Source organism: Chitinophaga sp. (assembly GCF_039596155.1).
GTDB lineage: Bacteria > Bacteroidota > Bacteroidia > Chitinophagales > Chitinophagaceae > Chitinophaga.
Genome location: NZ_JBCNKF010000006.1, coordinates 248301 through 268635 on the forward strand (window position 1 = coordinate 248301; position 20335 = coordinate 268635).

The 20335-nt window shown below is 45.5% G+C and carries 15 protein-coding genes; 8 read left to right on the forward strand and 7 right to left on the reverse strand.

Annotation, left to right across the window (positions count from 1 at the left end; all coding sequences use genetic code 11):
• Window positions 1-258 precede the first annotated feature (258 nt).
• The 4 genes from ABDW33_RS08465 (at window position 259) to ABDW33_RS08480 (ending at window position 7321) form a co-directional block, all read left to right on the forward strand.
• The gene (locus ABDW33_RS08465; RefSeq protein WP_343689621.1) at window positions 259-3807 is read left to right on the forward strand and encodes a SusC/RagA family TonB-linked outer membrane protein; all 3549 of its coding nucleotides are present in this window, start codon (window positions 259-261) and stop codon (window positions 3805-3807) included.
• Between the two features lie 115 nt (window positions 3808-3922).
• Complete coding sequence (locus ABDW33_RS08470; protein ID WP_343689622.1) at window positions 3923-5521, forward strand: SusD/RagB family nutrient-binding outer membrane lipoprotein; 1599 nt, start codon at window positions 3923-3925, stop codon at window positions 5519-5521.
• A gap of 10 nt (window positions 5522-5531) precedes the next feature.
• Window positions 5532-6038 carry a redoxin domain-containing protein gene (locus ABDW33_RS08475; RefSeq protein WP_343689623.1) on the forward strand — a complete coding sequence of 169 codons (507 nt, stop codon included), beginning with the start codon at window positions 5532-5534 and terminating at the stop codon, window positions 6036-6038.
• Window positions 6038-7321, forward strand: coding sequence for a cytochrome c (locus tag ABDW33_RS08480; RefSeq protein ID WP_343689624.1), 1284 nt, complete (start codon window positions 6038-6040; stop codon window positions 7319-7321). The genes ABDW33_RS08475 and ABDW33_RS08480 overlap by 1 nt, the downstream gene beginning before the upstream one ends.
• Window positions 7322-7659: 338 nt before the next feature.
• On the opposite strand, the gene ABDW33_RS08485 is transcribed toward ABDW33_RS08480, so the two are convergent.
• Window positions 7660-9318 carry a 7TM diverse intracellular signaling domain-containing protein gene (locus tag ABDW33_RS08485; protein WP_343689625.1) on the reverse strand — a complete coding sequence of 553 codons (1659 nt, stop codon included), beginning with the start codon at window positions 9316-9318 and terminating at the stop codon, window positions 7660-7662.
• 121 nt (window positions 9319-9439) lie between these two features.
• Between ABDW33_RS08485 and ABDW33_RS08490 the strand changes: the two genes are divergently transcribed.
• Together ABDW33_RS08490 and ABDW33_RS08495 are read left to right on the forward strand one after the other, a co-directional pair.
• Window positions 9440-10243, forward strand: coding sequence for a hypothetical protein (locus ABDW33_RS08490; protein WP_343689626.1), 804 nt, complete (start codon window positions 9440-9442; stop codon window positions 10241-10243).
• Between the two features lie 130 nt (window positions 10244-10373).
• Window positions 10374-13637 (forward strand): carboxypeptidase regulatory-like domain-containing protein, encoded by a 3264-nt coding sequence (locus ABDW33_RS08495; RefSeq protein WP_343689627.1) that lies wholly within the window; start codon window positions 10374-10376, stop codon window positions 13635-13637.
• Window positions 13638-13779: 142 nt separating this feature from the next.
• On the opposite strand, the gene ABDW33_RS08500 is transcribed toward ABDW33_RS08495, so the two are convergent.
• From ABDW33_RS08500 to ABDW33_RS08520, 5 genes are read right to left on the reverse strand one after another with little or no spacing between them, the layout of a single operon-like run.
• Window positions 13780-14448: a hypothetical protein gene (locus ABDW33_RS08500; protein WP_343689628.1), complete on the reverse strand. Its 669-nt coding sequence runs from the start codon at window positions 14446-14448 to the stop codon at window positions 13780-13782.
• A gap of 18 nt (window positions 14449-14466) precedes the next feature.
• Window positions 14467-15093, reverse strand: a complete 627-nt coding sequence (locus ABDW33_RS08505) for a hypothetical protein (RefSeq protein WP_343689629.1) — start codon at window positions 15091-15093, stop codon at window positions 14467-14469.
• 9 nt (window positions 15094-15102) lie between these two features.
• Window positions 15103-17313 (reverse strand): TonB-dependent receptor, encoded by a 2211-nt coding sequence (locus ABDW33_RS08510; protein WP_343689630.1) that lies wholly within the window; start codon window positions 17311-17313, stop codon window positions 15103-15105.
• A 21-nt stretch (window positions 17314-17334) separates the two neighbouring features.
• Window positions 17335-17715: a hypothetical protein gene (locus ABDW33_RS08515; protein ID WP_343689631.1), complete on the reverse strand. Its 381-nt coding sequence runs from the start codon at window positions 17713-17715 to the stop codon at window positions 17335-17337.
• A gap of 29 nt (window positions 17716-17744) precedes the next feature.
• Entirely contained in the window at window positions 17745-17921 is a 177-nt protein-coding gene (locus ABDW33_RS08520) for a hypothetical protein (RefSeq protein WP_343689632.1), read from the reverse strand.
• Window positions 17922-18230: 309 nt separating this feature from the next.
• On the opposite strand from ABDW33_RS08520, the gene ABDW33_RS08525 reads away from it, so the two are divergent.
• Window positions 18231-19343, forward strand: coding sequence for a histidine kinase (locus tag ABDW33_RS08525; RefSeq protein ID WP_343689633.1), 1113 nt, complete (start codon window positions 18231-18233; stop codon window positions 19341-19343).
• Between the two features lie 2 nt (window positions 19344-19345).
• Complete coding sequence (locus ABDW33_RS08530) at window positions 19346-20083, forward strand: LytTR family DNA-binding domain-containing protein (RefSeq protein ID WP_343689634.1); 738 nt, start codon at window positions 19346-19348, stop codon at window positions 20081-20083.
• Between the two features lie 34 nt (window positions 20084-20117).
• On the opposite strand, the gene ABDW33_RS08535 is transcribed toward ABDW33_RS08530, so the two are convergent.
• On the reverse strand, window positions 20118-20294 hold the full coding sequence (locus ABDW33_RS08535; RefSeq protein WP_343689635.1) for a hypothetical protein: 177 nt from the start codon (window positions 20292-20294) through the stop codon (window positions 20118-20120).
• Window positions 20295-20335 lie beyond the last annotated feature (41 nt).

A 20335-nucleotide genomic window follows, 5' to 3' on the forward strand; every position in this document is an offset into this window, starting at 1 on the left:
TAACCAAAAACTAAATCATCATTATGAGCAGTAATCAAATGAAGCATCAAACTATTGTCTAAACTACTGAAGGCTTTACATAAGTAAGCCGGGATCGCTGCAACAATCCCGGCAGTAGTCTGGTCTGGCTATAAGCAAATAGCCATCATGAAGAACTATTTCATTTCGTAACCAAAACCTACTCAAGGTATGAATTTATCCATGCACGGCAAAGCCTGGCCTGGCAGCCGTTTTATGTCCTCCAAAATCTTTTTGATCATGCGCCTTGCTACTTACTTGATATTAGCTTGCTGCCTCCAGATCCACGCAAAGGGCTTCTCACAAAAAGTTACCTATTCCGGCAGGAATGTGGCTTTAACCAGTGTGCTGAACTCTATTAAGGATCAAACCGGTTTCCTCTTTTGGTACGATGCCCGCCTGCTTGACAACGCGAGGCCGGTAAATATTTCTGTTAAAGATGCATCGATCGAAGAGGCCATGAACATGTGCCTGAAAGATCAGCCCATCATTTATAAGATTGAAGATAATACGATCGTACTGAGCCCTAAAAGGCTGATCTCTCCTTCACTGGCTCCCCGCCAGGTGATTACAGGTGTCGTAAGAGACCAGGCAGGCAATCCTCTCCCTGGCGTTTCCGTACGAATCAAAGGCGCTCAGAAAGGAACCTTAACCAAAGCAGATGGTAGCTTCGAGCTGGATGGTCCGGCTGGTGCTACCCTCGTGTTTTCTTTTATTGGTATGGAGCAGAAAGAGGTGGTCGCAAATTCAGACGAACCACTCAAAATAATACTGCAGGCCAAGACCGGTGCACTGGGTGAAGTAGTGGTTACCGGCTTTGGAGAATCCCGCAATAAAAGTTCATTAGGATATGCAGTATCATCTGTAGGTGGTGCAGACATCCTGAAAGCCACCCCTATCAACCCGATCGCTGCCCTGCAGGGTATGGTGCCCGGCTTACAGGTACAGTCAGGTATCGGTGGCCCCCAGGGTACTACCCGCTTCCTCATCAGAGGTAGCGCATCCCTGGATCCATACGGCAACCAGCCACTCGTTGTGGTAGATGATATCATCATGGACCAGGACGTAATCATGCCAAACAAAGGCAGCGATCAGGACATGGGTAATATCCTGAAAGACATCAACCCCGATGATATCGAATCTATCAGTGTACTGAAAGGTGGTGCGGTGACTGCATTGTATGGCAGCCGTGCCGCAAATGGGGTTATCCTCATCAAAACAAAGAAAGGATTCAAACAAAGGGGGCTGGGTGTAAACGTGAGCGCTGACATGTACACTGCTACTCCTTATAAAACCGTTGACTTCCAGAACCAGTTCGGCTCAGGCTATGGCCTGGCTGACTTTGCTAAAGATGCCAATGGTAACCTGAAAATCAACCCTGATACCTATGGTTACAACTTTGGCCCTGAAATGACAGGTCAGACGGTAATAGACGTAACAGGCAAAACTATCCAGAACAATCCCCGTCCACACAATATCCTGGATGCTTTCCGCACCGGTATCACCAGGAACTTCAATGTTGGTTTATCTAATGGTAGTGACCTCGGTACCTACCGCTTGTCTTATTCCAACCTGTACTCTGAAGGTGTCACACCTAACAACGACCTGAGTCGCAATAACATCGCGTTCCGTGGTACTACCAAGATTGCCAATGTACTGATGGTAGATGCAAACGTTACCTATGTACAGAGCACTGCTGTAAACCCTGCAAACGTAGGCGCGAATTACGGTACCATGAAGAATTTCGTATACGGTGGTACCCGTAACTACGATACCAAATACTGGATGTCAAATTATATCGATAAGGTAAACGGTGGTGTTAATCAAAACGACCCCAGTGGTATGACCTCCTATGTATGGTTCCCACTCCTGGAGAATAAAATGACACAGACTGAAAATAACTTCAGAGGTAGCATTGACCTGAAAGCAGATCTGACCACACACCTCAGATGGCAGGGCCTCGCCAGTGTAAACTATATCGGTACCAACTGGGACAATAAACAAAGAGGTCAGGATGTAGGGTTTGGTAACCCAAGGTACAATGTGAGCACTACAAACAAAACGATAGAGCGTTATCAGTCCAGCCTCGTTTACACAAATGACCTGACACCGTTCTTCAGCCTGATGGTACAAGGAGGTGGTGAGGTAAACAGAGGCGTGCAACAAAGCCTGTCTGCACAAATGGAAAGCTATATCCTGCCAGATGTATACCGCCTGTCGAACTCTAATGGCGTTTCAACTGTAAACGAATCTGCACCTAATAAATATCAATCCAGCTCCGCATTTGCACAGGCACAACTGGGGTATAAAGAATTTCTTTACTTAAACCTGTATGGCAGAAATGACTGGAACTCTACACTCGTATACAACGACGGACATGGTAACTATTCCTACTTCTATCCCGGTGCCGACGTTTCCTGGATCTTTACTGACAACTTCAAACTGCCTGCTGCATTTGACTATGGTAAACTGCGTGCATCATTTGCCAGCGTAGGTGGTGGTACTACCAACTATACTGCGAATACCGGTGCCTATACAGCAAATGGTTCTTATAACGGTGTAGCCAGCTACAGCTATAGCTCCAATACACTGCCTAACCAGTCATTGTTGCCAACCCGCTCACATAAATTCGAATCAGGTATCGAATTGAAATTCTTCAAGAACAGACTGGGCGCAGATATCACCTTCTACAATCAGGATAGTAAAGCACAGATCATCAGCTTCTCTTCACCTATCGAATCAGGTGTAAGTGCAACCCTGATCAACGGTGGTAAAGTACGCAACCGTGGTTGGGAAATTCGCCTGAATGCTACACCAATCAAGACGAAGAACTTCTCATGGGATACCTACTTCAACTATACCCGCAATAGAAATAAGGTCCTGAGCCTGCCTTATGGACTGGATTATGTATCGCTGGGTAGCGGCGATGGTTTCAGTGTGATTGCCAAGAAAGGCGGAGATTACGGTACTATCATCGCTAACTATGGCTATGCATCGTACAACAGCCCTGATGGTAAGCATAGCGAAAACAACGGTAAGAGAGTGCTTAGCATGTCAAGTGCAAAAGGTTCCTCTGTATATGTAAGAGCACAGAACTATAATGATGGTCTCAACAAGAACCCTGCAGTGGGCAACATTACGCCTGACTTCCTGGGTAACTGGCGCAATAACTTTAACTATAAACAATTTCAGTTAGGTTTTGTACTCGATAGCAAATTCGGTGGTAAAGTATACTCCTTCACACATGATCTGGGTAGCTGGCTGGGTAGCATGAAGAGCACACTGCCTTTCAGAAATGAGAAACTGGGCGGTAAGAAATTTACAAATGCCGCAGGCGTAGAAATGGAAACCGGTATGATCATCGACGGTGTATACAGAGATGGTACTGTCGTAACTGGTCTGGATGGTGCATCGCACGACCTGTCAGGTATGACAATGAAAGATGCATATGACAAAGGCTGGATCAATCCCACCAACTCATTCGCCTACTACCAGAACACTCATAGCTGGGGCAATGGTATCCGCGAAGCATCCATGTTTACCTCTTCATGGGTATCTCTGCAGCAGGTTAGCCTGACTTACGATATGCCTAACAAGGTAGCAGCAAAACTGAAACTGAACGGTCTGCGCTTCTCTTTAATAGGTAACAACCTCATGTACCTGTACAACAGTGCAAAAGACCACGTGAATCCTGATAACCTGAACAGCAGCGGATCGGATGCATTCCAGGAAGTATCTGCAATGCCTTATATCCGTAACATCGGCTTCCAGATCTGGGGCAGCTTCTAAGGTGTGATTTGTTTAATCAGAAAACTAGTTAAAGATGAATAGATTTAAATATATATTCCTGCTGCTCTTGATTCCTATATGCATGATCAGTTGCAGCCGAAAGAAATTTGCTGAAATGAATACTGACCCGGATGATGTATTGACTGTAAATCCTGAACAGGAGTTTACATCTGCATTGACGGCCATCAATGGTTCCGACTTCGAATACTATTACGATTACAACAGGGCCATGTACTACTGGACACAAACCTTTGTGACCATGAACGGCGCCTCTGCCACTGTCTATGAAGGTAGCGGTAACCTCAACCAGCGTTACAGCAACTTTTACACGCGTGTAGGCAATCAGCTGAAAGACGTACAACAGCTGATAGAGAAAAAGTCAGGCAGCGATCGCGAAAAGTATACTTACCTGTATGCAATCACTTACATTCCCATGGCTTATTATGCCAGCTATGTGTCAGATGTACAGGGTAGCATCGCTTATACAGAAGCTTTCCTGGCAAGGTATACCGGGTTGCTCACGCCAAAATATGATGCACAGGAAGTATTGTTCGATACGCTGCAGGCACAGCTGAAAAGAAGTGTAGCGACATTAAAGACCAATCCTACTGTATCCCAGGCCAATCTGGGTAACCAGGATATTTATTACGGTGGTAATGTGAGTTACTGGATCAAGGCTGCCAACAGCCTGCGCTTAAGACTGGCGATGCGACTGATAAACAGGGATGCTGCAAAAATGAAAACACTGGTAAGTGAGATCCTGGCAGACGATGGTGGACTGATTAGCTCCAATGATGAGAACTGGCAGATTGAAGGGGCCATCACCTATGCAAAGGGCGGTAACTACAACCCCGAAAGTAACGGGAATGTATCCGGTGCCAGGAACTACGTTGACTTCATGGTGAACACCGCCGATCCACGCACAAGGATCTTTTTCCAGCAATCCTTTACCAAAGATCAGTTTGACTCAGCAAAAGCCCAGAAGATCCTTCCGGATACGCTGCAATGGGATGGAAAGTCCTACAGGGGACAATTTGCAAACCCTGCTAAGTCCACCGACCCTACCGTCAACTACTATTATTCTGACCTGAAGTTCCGTTACAATGGCGCATCTGTAACAAAGAGATGGGTGTCAGAAATCCAGGACTCATTATTTTATAATCCAACCGGGCAGCATTCAATTACATTCCCTATCATTACATATGCTGATGTATGCTTTATGCGGGCTGAGCTGGCTGCAAGAGGGATCACCAACGAAGATGCACAAACCTTGTATTATGCAGGTGTCTCCGCATCTGTCAGCGCGTATGACCGCATGGGTAAAATAGCAGGTGTAACCGGCTATAAAGCACTGTCAGCAGATGAAATTGCTACGTATATTACCAAACCCGGTGTGAAGTATGATGCCGCCAATGCACTGGAACAGATCTGCGTGCAGGAATATATCAACAGCTTCAGAAACCAGAATGAAGCATGGGCTACCATCAAGCGTACCGGCTTCCCGTCTCAGACAGGCAACATTCTGAAGCGTGAACCTGTTGTTGTAGACAGCGATGAAAAGGTAATGCCAAGACGCTTTTCTGTAAGCTATCCTTCTGTATCCGACCTGAACTATGCAAACAGGCTGGCGGCTATTCAGGAGATGGTGAAAGTAAATGGATTCAGTACCCCTGACGACATCAAGGGTCGTGTATGGTGGGATACCGCTAATTAATAAATATTGTATGAGGGCCTTCGTATTGTTATTACTGATTTGCAATTTTGCCACCGCGCAGAATGTACGTCGTTATCATACACCGATGATAGCTATCGTATGGTTATCGCCGGAGTGCCCGCTATGCAAAAATTATACAAAACCATTAAATGAACTGAGCCAGAAATACGCCGGCAGCCTTACTGTTGTCGGCGTATTCCCTGGTCACTGGTACACACAACAGGATTTTGCCACATTCCAACAGAAGTATAAGGTCTTTTTTCCATTGTTAACCGATCAGGCAAATAAATTGGGAAAACAATATCGTGCCACGGTAACACCGGAAGTATGCCTGCTCGATAGCAACCGCAAAGTAGTTTACCAGGGAGCGATCGATGACTGGGCCACCCGCCTGGGGCAGACTAAGATCACTGCCACCGCGCATTATCTGGAAGACGCCATTATCAATACCATGGCCGGCAAAGCAGTGAATCCCGCTGTGACCAAACCGGTCGGTTGTTACATTAACGATAACTGATGAGAGCATTATTTTTATTAATGGTGATATTACTGCCCGCACGCCTGTTGCTGGCACAGACTTACGCTGATGTACAGCCTGTGATAGCAGCAAGGTGTGTAGGGTGTCACCATACTGGTGGATCAGCACCATTTTCACTCGCTACCTTCGAAGAGGTAAAGAGACGGACCTCTTTTATCAAAGAAGTGATTACTACTGGTTACATGCCTCCTTTCAAGGCAGATGTGCATTATAGAGACTACGCCAATAACCGTATTCTTACGCCGGCAGAAAAGAAAGTGATCCTGGACTGGATATCCGGCAACGCCCCCAAAGGAAAACCTGTCATTACCCCAGCATCAACGCCCGTTGACACCACTGCCCCCGATCTGATCATGAAAGCCGATAAAGCTTATACCGTGAAAGGCGACAATCAGGAACGGTTCGTGGTATTCAAAGTCCCCTTTGAACTGAAAGACACCGCCAATATTGAACGGCTGGAACTATACACCAACAACAAAAAAGTCATTCACCATATCAATTATGGTTTTTATGCCGTGCAGGATGCCGGCAAAGATATCAATATCGCCCCCTCATTTGTAGAAGCAGATACCGATACTGCCGGACTTGAAGTAAAGCGTTACGGTCCACTGAAGCGAAATATGGTGTACTACTCCGGCTGGATTCCGGGTACTACCGAAGAGTTTTATCCCAAACAGTTTGGCTGGGTGCTCCCTAAAAGAGGGGTCGTGCTGTTAACTGTACACTATGCCGCCATAGCTGCAGACGAAATCTCTAATGTAGGAGTAAAGCTATTCTTCAAGAAAGGACCTGTACAGCGCAAAGTCCAGATTATCAGTCTCGGATCGGGAGGAATTGCAGAACGAGACATTCAGCCCCGGTTTGTCATCTTCCCGAACCAGGTGAGCACTTATACCCTGAAAGTAAAAACACAGGAAACGCAATCCATCATGTACGTATGGCCACATATGCACCTCCTGGGAAAAGAGTTCACTGCCTATGCCGTGACACCGGAGCGGGACACCATTCCATTGGTACATATCCCGGCCTGGGATTTCCGCTGGCAGGAACTGTACCGGCTGCCACACCTGGTAAAGATCCCGGCCGGTTCTGTCATCCATATGACCGGGGTGTATGACAATACGAAGGATAATCCGGTGAACCCCAATCAGCCGCCCAAACTGGTGATGTCCAGCGGGGATATGCGGGCAAACGAAGAAATGTTTACCCTGATGATGATCTATGTACCTTATGAGGACGGAGATGAGAAAATTACCTTGTGATCACCTGGCCAATCCCATGACTGACCAGAAAAGACTTCCTTTTCCAGCCAGTCAGTATATGGGTTGGGATGGGGCTAATTGCGTTATCAATTCATTACGCTTTGATAGAAACTTAAAAGTGGGGCCTCTCTGCTAAATATTGTTGGGGCCACAAATATGAATGCGCTTACGAACAATTCTTTCCTCACGTTCAGGTGAGAGAAAGGGGATTAATTTCACTACAGGACAATAGGCCGATATGCTGTTATCAATTGTGAGGTAAAGAAAGGGTAAAACGCTCAAAATCGGATAAAATGAGCGTCTACAAAGTGTATACAAATGAAAAGGCCTATTTGTTATTATTTGATATTCAGCTTTTTGTTTAGTCTGGCTTTGGCCTGCCGTACACTCGCTGCCTCAATATTGAGTAGCGCAGCAATCTCTTTTGTAGACAGGTTGATGTGGAAATAAGCATATAATCTCAACTCATTATTGGTGAGATTGGGGTGTTTTGCCTTGAGTTTTTCGAAGAAACCAGGATGTACCTGTTCAAAATGTAACCTGAATTTATCCCATTCCGCATCCAGAAATTTATGTTCCCGCAGGGATGTCTTGATGGTTTTGATACCCGGATGTTTTATATGAGGGTATAATTCATCAATATCATGCAGTTGCTTTTTCAGGTCGTCCAGTAGTTTATTTTTCTGATGGATGTAAAGACTATTACTTACCAGCTCCCGGTTATTAGTATCCAGTTTTTGTTGTAGCTGCTCGTTTTTGTCTTTTTCTGCCTGTATGGCCAGGGAAATCTGCTCGTTTTCTTTTTCAATAAGCCAGTGGTGATGTCTGCTCCGGGCAATATCTGCTTCCAGTCTGGCTATTTCATATCCCTTGGCATCCAGTTCCTCATGGATGGTTTTGATGCGGGTGACCAGTACAATGGTGAAGGTAATGAGCTGTGAGATAATAGCGATCTCAGGCAGCAGGGAGCTGTTGTTGGTGTAGTTGGGGGTAGAATTAAAAATAAAAAAGACAGCCAGTCCGGTGGCAAATACAATCGGCAGGGCGTTCGCAAACATAAAAGCCCTTGCTGCCCTGATACGTTTTTTACAAGCTACTATGCTGGTAATCAATATGCCCAGAGATAGCAGGCAGATAAAAACATCATCATACAGAAGGGTGTAATTGTCCAGATAAAACCAGCCGGAAATGGTCACAAGCGCAGGAACAATCTCGAAAACCAGGTATCCGACCAGTAAATACCGAAGCACCGCATCGTAAACAGGCAATAATTCCCTGGTGCGCAGGTAAGAGCGCGTCAGCTGGATCAGTCCTGTAAACACGATCATACAACCGATATGTAAAAAGAACGAGTTGAGATTATACTTGTAAACGGTACCATCTGGCATCACCCTGAGTTGATACCAGGAAAAAGGGAGTAGCTGGGTGACGAAATGCTTGAAGGAAGTAATGAAGATCATAGCCCCCAGTTGTACCGCCAGGTACCAGAGATTGACACGATCACGCAGCTGAAACCAGTTGTATAAGTTATATGCGGCAAAACAGGCCAGTAGGGAAATCGTGATGATCCAGGAGATGGTCAGCAGGTGATCCCGGCTGGAGGCGGCAATTTCCTTTTCCAGTCTGATAACCGGATGTACCTTATAACCATAGTGTTGCACCTCTTCCTCGTTCAGCTGAAGGTAGAGAGCCGTGGAGGAATTGCCCTTGAAGGTCAGGTATATTTCCCCCCTTTCCCGCCGACGGATAGGGGTCGCCGGGCCGGCTTTATGGGCTTTGCCATCTATATATAAGGTATAATTCAGTGGCTGTGACAGGGAGAACCGGTACTTTTCGTCGTTGGGATAGGGGTTCCCCACTATAAAAACGGCAGCATCCGGGCTGATTTCCAGCACCGGTTCATTGTTCAGATAATGGATTTTAGATTGTGCGCGAGCCCCCATCGCCGCGAACAGTAGTATAATAGGAAATAAATAGTAGACAATCCTCTCTGGCATAAGTACCTAATAGCGGGGAAAGGTAGAGGTTAATCAGCTAAAAAGCAACAAGATGGGAGTTGTATATTGGGGGGATGAAATGGATAGCAAAAGATCCATAAGAAATATTATCTTGTGTAAAATGAAATGGTTTATTACCCTCCTGTTGCCTTTTTTTATATACTGTGGACAAACACCTAAACCGACAATATCAGCCAAAGAAACAACAAAATCAATAACAGATACAATACAAGATCAGGATGCTGAAGCTAATTATACCGAAATTGGGAAATATGAAATCGACTCCCTGTTCTCACATAATAAGGACTCGCTTTCTTTTAACTACGAAGACATCTGGGTAGCTATAAAGATTGGCTACCTATTCAACAAACAACACAAGGATGCAATCATAAGGTATTATCCAAACGACTCAACAGCACATATCATCATCTTAAGACAATCCGGAACCAAATGGGATACTATTTTTTCTGAAATGACCGCTCCGGTCCGACAGGGTACATACTCGGACTTTATTACAGTAAACGATTTTAATGGAGATCACATTCCCGACTTAAAAGTGATCAGGAATTTTTGGGAAATACATACTGGGGAGATTTCTGACCTATGGCTCTATCGAAATAACCATTTTATCCAGGTAAAGCATTTCGATCAGATCGTTTCAGCTGAATACCAGGAAAAGACAGGGCTGATCTTTTCGTACCAGAGTGCTGGCTGTGCCGATATGGCGATGCAGTTCGGAACTTACAGAATAGTAGCCGACACAGTACAACAGATTGATTCCAGGTATTGTGGTTGTTGTGATCCAAATGATAGTTGTGAGATCGCAATTCAGGGAAAGCCGTCATTTAAGGTACCTTATAAGCAGGCCTGTAAGTATGTACCGGGTTATTATCAGCAGTTCGTAAAAGACAAACTGGAAATGTAACCCACACTTAACACACAATGTATATTGAATAGCTTGTAATTCATATAATTTAACAACCAAAATCAAAATCAGGCAACTCATGTCGATCCGAAATTGTCTATTAACACTTGTGTTAATCTTTTGTCTACCTATGTTCCTACTGGCGCAGGAAACAACCTCCGAAATTCACGGTATCGTTACCGACGGCCAGACTGGAATTCCCGGCGCTGTTATTACAGCTGTACACACCCCAACCGGGACCCGCTATGTAACCACCAGCCGTGCTGATGGCCGCTACAACTTTGCAAACGTTCGTGTGGGGGGACCTTACACTATTGCCGTATCCTACATCGGTTACGCAGACCAGCATCTGGACAACATCAACCTGTCGCTAGGACAGGAATTCACCGGTAACTTTACCATGGCTCCTTCTACCAAACAACTGGGTGAAGTAGTGGTAAAAGGCAAACAGGATAAAACCTTCAACAACAGCCGTACCGGTTCCCAGGAAATCATCAGCAGAGACCAGTTGGAAAAACTGCCTACTATCAGCCGTTCTGCACAGGACTTCACCCGCCTGGAGCCAACCAGCAGCACCGTAGCCGCTGGCCAGAGCTTTGGTGGCAGAAGCCCTCAGTACAACAACTTCACGGTGGATGGTGCAAACTTCAATAACTCCTTCGGCCTGTCGGGTACCCTGGGTGGCCAAACCGGCGCACAGCCTATCAGCCTGGATGCGATCGAGCAGGTACAGGTGAACGTATCTCCTTACGACGTTCGTCAGGGTGGTTTCTCCGGTGCCGGTGTAAATGCCGTAACCAGGAGCGGTACCAATACCCTGAAAGCATCTGTATATACCTATATTAAAGGTGCCGGCACACAAGGTTATAAAGTTGGCAACAGCACAATCGCTAAAACACCCCTGTCCTTTAATATACGTGGCCTTTCCATCGGTGGACCGATCGTTAAGAACAAAGTATTCTTCTTCCTGAGCTTAGAGTCTTCCCGTCAAACTGCCCCTGCTACCAGCTGGGTACCTTCTGACGCCAGCCACCCTGCCAGCGCATCTGCCGGTATCTCAAATGCCAATGCAGATACCCTGAATGCACTCGCTACTTTCCTGAAAGATAAGTTTGGTTATGATCCGGGTGCCTTCTCCGGCTACTCTTTCAAAACCAATAGTGACAAGGCAACCATCAAAATCGACTGGAACCTGAATGAAAAGCATTCACTGACCGTAAAGTATAACTACCTGAAATCATCCAGCGACCAGTTTGCGAGCAACAGCCGTCCTGCAGGTGTTACCAATGGTCAGCCAAGCCTTAACGCACTGCCTTTCTCCGGTAGTGGTTACGTGATCAATAATAACTTCAACATCTTCATCGCGGAGTTAAATTCAAGGTTCAGTAACAGGGTGTCCAACAAATTCCAGGTAGGTTATACCGCCCTGCGTGACTTCCGTAAACCTAACTCCTCTTCCAATACTTTCCCACTGGTCGATATCCTGAACAATGGTAATATTTATACCACTTTCGGATACGAACCATATACTTACAACAACGTACTGAATACAGACGTGTTCCAGATCTCCGATATCTTCACTTACTATACAAGTGCACACGAGATCACCGTCGGTACACAGGACTATTACAGGAAATACCAGAACGCATTTGCTCCCGGTTACCAGGGTGCTTACCAGTTCAACAGCCTGACTGACTTCTACAACAGTGTGAACAATGGTACTGCAAATGCAAAGAGCTATTACCTGCAGTACTCCGCACTGAAAGATGGTTCTTTCCCATGGGCATATGCAGGTTCCACAGAACTGGGCGTATTTGCACAGGATAAATGGAGAGTATCTGATCGTTTCACCTTCACCTATGGTGTTCGTTTTGATATGACCATCTATAAACAATCCTTCACTGATAACCCTGATTTTGATAAACTGACTTTCAAAGATGGTCAGAGCTACAACATTGGGAAAGCGCCTGGCAATGCAGTACTGGTTTCTCCACGCGTCGGTTTCAACTATGATGTGATGGGAGACAGAACCCTCCAGTTAAGAGGTGGTTTCGGTATCTTCTCCGGTCCTCCACCATTCGTATGGTTGAGCAACCAGGCTAGTAACAATGGTATTCAGTGGGGCTCCTTCACAAATAATGCCGGTGTTGCATTCAGCGCCGATCCAAATACATACCGTCCGGCATCTGCTTCCGCTAATACTGCTTACAGCGTAGCCCTGACAGATAAGAATTTCAAATACCCTTCAGTATTGAAAGGAAGCCTGGCAGTAGATAAGAAGATCAGTGACTGGGTATTCACCGTAGAAGGTACTTATACCAAAGATATCAATGCGGTTTACTTCTCTAATATCAACCTGAATGAATCCAATGGCTATGCATTAAACAATGGCGGCGATAACCGTATGCGTTATAATACATCACTGACTACTGTGCTGAATAAAAGTAACAGGTATTATGCAGACGGTAGCTCATTATCCAGCCCAAATATTGGTAATGCTATCCTGATGAAGAACAATAACAAAGGGTATACTTACAATGTAACTGCAAAGATCGAGCGTACCTTTGGTAACCTGTACACCAGTGTTGCTTACTCTCATGGTGACGCAAGAAATACGTCTGAAACAGGTAGCACCGCATCGTCTATGTGGAGTGCACGTGCTGTAAGCGGCGATCCTAATGGCGGTAACCTGGGTTATGCTTCTTACAGATTGCCTAACCGTGTCATCGCAATGGCATCTTACAAGGTATCCTATGGTAAATACTTCGCTACTTCATTCGGTGCCATCTTCGAAGCTGCACCAGCAGGTACCGTTTCTTACATCTATAATGGTGACCTGAATGGGGACGGTTTTAACAATGACCTGATCTATATTCCAAAGAGCGCTACTGATATTAACCTGATCAATGTGGGTTCTTATAATACCACTACACATACAGGGTCTACTACCGGTACGGCTGCTGATCCAAGATCTGCATCCCAGATGTATACCCAGCTGGACAACTTCATCAGCCAGAACAAATACCTCGCGTTCCATCGTGGTGAAACAGCCAAAGCAAATGCTGCGGTATTACCTTACTACAAGAAACTTGACGTAAACATCACTGAAGATATCTCTGTAAAAACAGGAAAAGACAGGCATACACTGAGACTGTCGCTGGATATCATCAACGTAGGTAACTTCCTGAACAGAAACTGGGGCATCGTACAAGCGGCTACAGTGAACAACTTCCTGAAGTTCGAAGGTTTGGCGGATGATGGCAAAACACCATTATTCTCATTCCCTTACGCTGATTCAAAGAACCAGATCCCATATGTGAATAGCTATGCTAATAACACCGCATTGCTGTCCAGATGGCAAATGCAGTTTGGTATCAGGTACCTGTTTAATTAATTAAGCAGTTAATTGAAAATACTTAGGGCTGACCATGTAGCATGGTCAGCCCTGATTTATGGAGGTATCCTGTGGTGAAGACGGTTGATCGTTAAATAGTACCCAATGTCTTCATACACTTTTTGGATCAATACCGGTTTTATTATTTCGTGAGTGCCAGCGAGGCCGCCGGCCCTTTTATTTTAGCATTCCAATAAGCGATATACAGTGTTCCTATGATAGAGGGCAGTATCCACATCACCAGTGTCTGTATATGCAATCCTGCTACCAGGAAAGCCGTAACAGAGGCAATCAGCGCCGCTGTCATCCGGCCTATATGGCTACTCAGCCATGCATTTTTCTTTTCTCTGAATACTCTGAAAGTGTAAAAATCCTTCAACGTCATATACAGCCCAAACCCTCCGAAGAACACAAATAACACCGCATTACCTCCTTGATGGGCAACGAGCTGGTAAATACCTATCAGCAGCATGAGCACAGAGGCTCCCAGCATAGTCCCGGATATTGTTTTGTCAACGGTATCCGCGCTGCTTTTAATACCGCCTTTGAAGGTAAGCGCACGATTGCCTGCCAGTACCAGGTAGATGGTAAACACCCCGATCAGGAAAAGGAACAGGTTTTCGTGGCCTGGCATTCGCGCAATTACCAGCGATACCAGCGAGCTGATGATCATCGAATAAGAAAATGTTTTGCCACTGTTTTTGTGTAGCCTGGTACCTTTCTTTACGCCTATGCTGGCGATCCCACTGATCAGTCCAAGGCCGCCACTCAGGGCATGTATATAAATAAGGACTTTTACAAGCGTTTCCATAGTTGTAACGATTGAAGGTTAATTACATTTGGCGAGGTATCTTTCTGTTTCGGCCAGCCCCCAGTGTGGGTAAAGTTCTGCTGGCTTTGCTGTTTTGAACAGTTCTTCCGCTTTTACAAACAATGGTTTTGCTTTTTCTTTACCTCCGCCTATATATTCAGGCTTACCAAAGGTATTGGCCCCATCCAGGAAATACAGGCGTGGATTGTTCGGATCCAGTTTATAGCCTTCCTGCAGGTAAGTATATGCTTTGATACCAAAGGTTTTAAAACGTTCCATGGGGTTTACCAGCATCTGGAGGGTGGCTGCCATATTGTGAATGGTGCAGAGCTCTGCATTCTTTTCAATCTTTTCGCCTTTTTCTGCCAGCTCATTGGCTTTCTGACCAATCGCGTCCCTGTCTGATTTTGGATCGGCAAAGCCGATGCGCGTCTGTGCCAGGCCTGCATAGTAATAAGGCAGCCACTGTGTTTTTTCTGCATCCCCTATGCGTTCAAATGCCTGTGATACAGCCGCAAGGTCTTCAGTGGTTTTAGCAGAATCAAGTAACTGGAGGTTGTGCTGCATGGCGGCTACATATTTGCTGCTTTGTGCACGGGCTCCCATGGAGGCCAGCAAAGCGATGGCTAAGATGATTTGTTTCATGGTGATATTTTAAAGGTTATCAATTGCGTCTTGTCTTCTGTCTATCCCCCAGTTCAGTATCAGGCCTACAAAGAAGGTCCGTTGGGCGGGTGGCAGAATAGGTTGTTTTACCAGGGCATTGTAAGAGTAGTTGTAACCTGCGATGTTTGTCCGGCCCAGCAGGTTGGTCGCTGAAGCATACCAGATGGCAGCTGCTTTGCCCATGCGGGTCAGGTGATAAATACTCAGGTCCAGTGTCTGGTAGCCGTTCGTTTTGCCCTGATCCTTGATGTAGTAGCTATGACCGGTGCTATCAGGTATGATGGCATAATAAGGTCTGCCGGTGGCAAAGGTATAAGTGAGGCTCGCACCTGTACCGATCTTTGTGAAAAAGCGTTTTACAGAAGCAGACGCTGTGTGATTGGCAGCAATACCAGGCATCAGTGAGGTAGGATAATTCAGGTAATCCCGCTTGGTGTCCAGGTAGGAATAACTGATGCTGTAGTCGAGATGTTGAAAAGACGTCTTGTCCCGAAAATACAGTTCAATCCCTTTTGCATACCCACTGCCACTGTTGCTGTAGGAAGGGACTGTTTTAATCAGGTCTTCGTACTGCTTGTAGAATGCTTCCACTCTCAGGAAGGTACCCTGTACCTGTCGCTGATAATTGATGATATAATGAGTGGCCTTGGTATAACCCAGCCATGGGGCGACCTGCAGGTAATTGTTTTCGGGTTTCTGATAAAACTGTCCGAAGGCTGCAGAGACCGTTGATCCTTTGCCCATCCTATAGGCCAATGAGGCACGGGGTGCCACTTTGGCCTTTTGGAGGATGGAAGAATATTCTGCCCTTACACCAATCGTGGCTACGAGCGAACTGGTAAAGTAAAGTTCCGTTTCGGCAAAGCCTGCAGTCAACTGGTCTGGCAGGTGTTTGCTGATGGAGTTGTATTGAAAATCGTATTGCGCATACCAGTATTCGCTACCGAAACGAATGGTATTCAGGTTGCTGAATTTTTTCTCTATCACCGCCTTGCCCTGCAGCAGGGTCTCTCTTCTGTCCAACCGGAAGTTCACGGTATCCAGCCAGTATTTTTCGAAAGTATATTGAGGTACATTGTGCGCATCCTGCAATTGGCTGCTGATGCTGTCGTGTGTGATGCTATAGCTGGCAGAGAGGGTCATCTTCCATCCGTCTCCCAGGTTCTCTTTCCAGTTGAGGGCATTGAACCAGTTATAATTGCTGAGGGTAATGGCGTTCTTCATATCCACCGTGTCGATGTTGAAGGTACGTACCCCCAGTTTATTATAACTGAAAGTAGTATAGTATTTAATCATCCCGTTTTTGGTCCTGATGCGGAAGTTGGCGTCTGCATTATGAAACCTGGGACGGATAAAGTAATCAGGTGTCTGTTTCACCAGTGCATAATACAGGCTGGTGTTGGTATATTGATAGTTGAAGCCAAAGGAAGATTTGCCATTCTTTGCCAGGCGCTGTACGCCCAGGCTATTCTGAATAGGAGAGAGGAAGGCGTTGGCTTCTGACTGTTGTGGCAGATCGATCGTCTCCATGATCAATACAGAGCTGAGGGCTTGTCCGTAGAGAGCGGAGTACCCACCGGTGCTGAAGGCAAAGCCTTTGAACAGGGTAGCGGGGTACCTGCCCCGGGTGGGTATATTGGAGGCGCTCAGGTAGTAAGGTCGGTTTACCAGGGAGCCGTCTATGAACTGTTTGGCCTCATAGCTGTCTCCTCCTCTTACAAAGAGGCCTTCCTGGTTGCTGATCTGTTGTGCGCCGGGCAGGGTATTGACCGCCCGGGAAATGTCTGCGTTGGCACCGGCCGTGGTTTGCACGTCCAGCGAACTTAATACGGTAAGTCCTTTTTTGCCCATCCCACCCCCAAAGGCACCTGCGGTGACCGTGACGGCATTGAGTTCACTGATCTTTTCTTTCAGGGCAAAATCTGCCAGTATGGGTTGGCTACCCAGGGTAATGGTTTGTTCCCTGGTTTCATACCCCGTGGCCGAAGCGACCAGTGTGAAAGTACCTTTTTCTGTGGTACGGATCCTGAAATGCCCGGCTGAGTCAGTAGTAGCACCATCATAGGTGTCTTTCAAAGCAACAGATACACCGGGTATTGCCTGCTTTTTTGTGTCAGTAACCGAGCCGGTTATTTGCGCCTGCCCAAGGGCTACGGTGGTTATAAGCAGGAACAATATGGTAAGTATCTTTTTAGGCATACAGTCAATATTTGTAGCGGGTTAATTTAATTTGGATGCGTACAGTTCCCTGATTCTTACGATTTCTTTCTTGAAGAGCAGGAAACTCACGGGTTTATTTAAATATCCAACGTTGGCTAATTGTCTGGGTAGAACATCCAGCACATAGTCATACGGATACTTGGTTACGAAAACATATACAATGTCCTTCTGGAAAATGTCATCAAATACCAGGTTTTCAATACCTGAAATACTGATGTCTATAAAAACTATATCCGGGGCGGACTTTCTGATAGTGGTCAGTATGTCGGAGGCTTTGGTCGATTTGGCGATAAGCCTGGTCCCTTCCGTCTGACTGATATAGTATTCCAGCATATCAACACCGAGCGGGTCTTCGTCTATTATGATGCAGGTCAAAATCATTGCTGGGTAGATAATTGGTGAAATATGGATTAGGCAGTAATGGTTGCTAAACTCGATACACCGGTAGGCAGGGTGTTGATGGAAGAATAGTTGTTATTCTGCCCATTAGAACCTTTGCCACAACCGCAGGCGTTCAGCTTGCTGATGATTTCTTTGTTCAGGCTCAGGTTTGATTGTTTGCCGGTAGTTTGTTTAACTTGTTTCATAGTGGTAGTTTTTTGTTGTTGATTACGATACAAACTTTCATCTTTTTCCGCCGGACAAAAATTCTTTTAGACCAAAGTGATGTCTTACCCAACGAAATGATCACAGCTTAGGCATCAGGGATTTTGAAATTTGGGAAAATCGGGTTTATCAGGGGAAAATGACAAGAGCAGGTGGGGGGATACTCATCAAATTTTGGGCTGGAAACCCGCTTTAAATAGGGAATTACACCAAAAAAAACTTATCTTCATGAGCGTATGTAGTAATGACCCGTACCAAAGACGCAGATTTCTAATTGTTTAGTGGAGGACATGAAACCAAGACCCTTTGATTTTACCCGATTACTTATCCCGGAGAATGTAAAGTATGTGCACATCGTATTCTGGTGTATTATGTTGATCCTGTACACCTTGAATATTATGTTCCTTTACTCGACGAACGGACTTATTTCCCTCATATTCGGTTTAAGAAACCTGTTGGGGGCGATGTTTTTCTTTTACTTCATCTTTTATGTACTGGTACCCCTGTTCCTGAAAAGGCGGGAACGGTTCCTGTTTTTTATAGGTCTGCTGGTGCCCTTCTGGATCTGGGCAGTGATTAATTATTCATTTATGTCACTGCTAATCAATTACTTTACGATATCCGACCGGGACTTGCTGGCATCTGTAAAGGTCATCGCCGACAAATCGATCTGGCAGATCATTGCCCCACATACCATTTTTCAGACCTCTATCGGGGTATTAATGATCGTAACACCCCCTATCACCATAAAACTCGTCGAAGAGATCTCCCGGTCCATGACCCGGGCACTCCGCCTGGAAAGAGATAACCTGAACCTGGAGGTAAGTTTTCTACGATCACAGCTGAATCCACACTTTTTATTCAATACACTGAATAATATCTATTCGCTGTCTGTCAGAAATAATCCCCGGGCACCGGAACTGATTATGCAGCTATCCGATATGCTGCGCTATACGCTCTACGAATCAAATCGGGAAGAAGTAGAATTGTCGAAAGAAGCCGATTTTCTATATAACTATGTACAACTGGAAAAAGCCAGGTACGGGAAAGATGTAGACATTCAGTTTGTGTATGATGCTGAATCCCTGGAAGGATATAAGATCACACCACTGCTCACATTCCCGTTTATCGAGAATTCATTCAAACATGGCCTGGATACAACAACCAAAAATCCATGGCTCAGGATTTCATTTGAGGTGGAGGACAACACCCTGTATTTTGAAATCGCAAACAGTAAAGGGGACGAATCATTATTTAAACACAATAAAGAATCCGGAACGGGGGGGATAGGGATCGCTAATACGAAGAAACGCCTATCCTTGTTATACCAGAATAAACATTCATTATCGATTAACAATAGTCCGGACTCGCATAGCATCAACCTTAACATAACTCTTATCTAGCCATGAAGAAAATCAAATGTATCATCGTTGATGATGAGCCATTATCCCGCGAATTGTTAGAGAGTCACATTGAGCGCATCCCTTTTTTAGAGCTTGTCAAATCCTGCGCAGATGCTTTTGATGCAATTGATATATTGCAGACAGACAGCATAGAACTCCTCATTACCGATATCCAGATGCCGAGGATCAACGGACTGGAATTGATCAAATCATTGTCTAATCCGCCTTTCCTCATCTTTGCCACGGCGTATTCCAACTATGCAATTGAAGGGTATGATCTGAATGCGGTTGACTTTTTATTAAAACCTATATCATTCGAAAGATTTTTAAAAGCCATCAATAAAGCCAAAAAAGATATAGATCAAAAAGCAGGTGAAACCGCAGCTGTAGCAGCCCCGGTAAGCCAGGCACAAACACCCCAGCACCTGTTTGTAAAAGATGGACATAAATTGTCGAAGATCCTCTTCGAAGATATTCTGTACATCGAAGGCATGAAAGACTATATCAAAATCGTCACGAAACAAAAGAATGTAGTGACTTACATGCGTATGAAAAGTATTGAAGAAGTACTGCCTGAGACGCAGTTTGTGCGCATACATAAGTCTTATATTATTCACCTGCCGGCTATTAAATCGGTCGTGGGCAATTCAATTGAATTGATAAATAATGAATCCATCATTATTTCAAAGCAACACAAACAGATGTTGATCGATCGATTGAATGTAGCTGGTAAAGTATAGTAAAAAGCCCCGTTAGTATTGCGGTCAGCCCGCTTCAGCCTTGTGCTGGAGCGGGCTGACTGTTTTTAAGGACCTGCTCAGGCCCGTGTTCATTTCCCGGCCTGTGGCCGGCCGTTGCACCACGCAGCCCATCGTTGACCAGTACGGTAGCAGCTACAAACGATGCATACCATGCAAAATGTACTGATCCGGGGTCGCCGGCAACTGCCATATCTAAGAGGTGGTTTATTTGGTGTGGTAAACTCTCAATTT

Bases quoted from the DNA above. Each gene is read 5' to 3' on its own strand.
- ABDW33_RS08465 (WP_343689621.1), top strand. From the start codon at position 259: ATGCGCCTTGCTACTTACTTGATATTAGCTTGCTGCCTCCAGATCCAC.
- ABDW33_RS08470 (WP_343689622.1), top strand. From the start codon at position 3,923: ATGAATACTGACCCGGATGATGTATTGACTGTAAATCCTGAACAGGAG.
- ABDW33_RS08475 (WP_343689623.1), top strand. From the start codon at position 5,532: ATGAGGGCCTTCGTATTGTTATTACTGATTTGCAATTTTGCCACCGCG.
- ABDW33_RS08480 (WP_343689624.1), top strand. From the start codon at position 6,038: ATGAGAGCATTATTTTTATTAATGGTGATATTACTGCCCGCACGCCTG.
- ABDW33_RS08485 (WP_343689625.1), bottom strand. From the start codon at position 9,318: ATGCCAGAGAGGATTGTCTACTATTTATTTCCTATTATACTACTGTTC.
- ABDW33_RS08490 (WP_343689626.1), top strand. From the start codon at position 9,440: ATGAAATGGTTTATTACCCTCCTGTTGCCTTTTTTTATATACTGTGGA.
- ABDW33_RS08495 (WP_343689627.1), top strand. From the start codon at position 10,374: ATGTTCCTACTGGCGCAGGAAACAACCTCCGAAATTCACGGTATCGTT.
- ABDW33_RS08500 (WP_343689628.1), bottom strand. From the start codon at position 14,448: ATGGAAACGCTTGTAAAAGTCCTTATTTATATACATGCCCTGAGTGGC.
- ABDW33_RS08505 (WP_343689629.1), bottom strand. From the start codon at position 15,093: ATGAAACAAATCATCTTAGCCATCGCTTTGCTGGCCTCCATGGGAGCC.
- ABDW33_RS08510 (WP_343689630.1), bottom strand. From the start codon at position 17,313: ATGCCTAAAAAGATACTTACCATATTGTTCCTGCTTATAACCACCGTA.
- ABDW33_RS08515 (WP_343689631.1), bottom strand. From the start codon at position 17,715: ATGATTTTGACCTGCATCATAATAGACGAAGACCCGCTCGGTGTTGAT.
- ABDW33_RS08520 (WP_343689632.1), bottom strand. From the start codon at position 17,921: ATGAAACAAGTTAAACAAACTACCGGCAAACAATCAAACCTGAGCCTG.
- ABDW33_RS08525 (WP_343689633.1), top strand. From the start codon at position 18,231: ATGAAACCAAGACCCTTTGATTTTACCCGATTACTTATCCCGGAGAAT.
- ABDW33_RS08530 (WP_343689634.1), top strand. From the start codon at position 19,346: ATGAAGAAAATCAAATGTATCATCGTTGATGATGAGCCATTATCCCGC.
- ABDW33_RS08535 (WP_343689635.1), bottom strand. From the start codon at position 20,294: ATGGCAGTTGCCGGCGACCCCGGATCAGTACATTTTGCATGGTATGCA.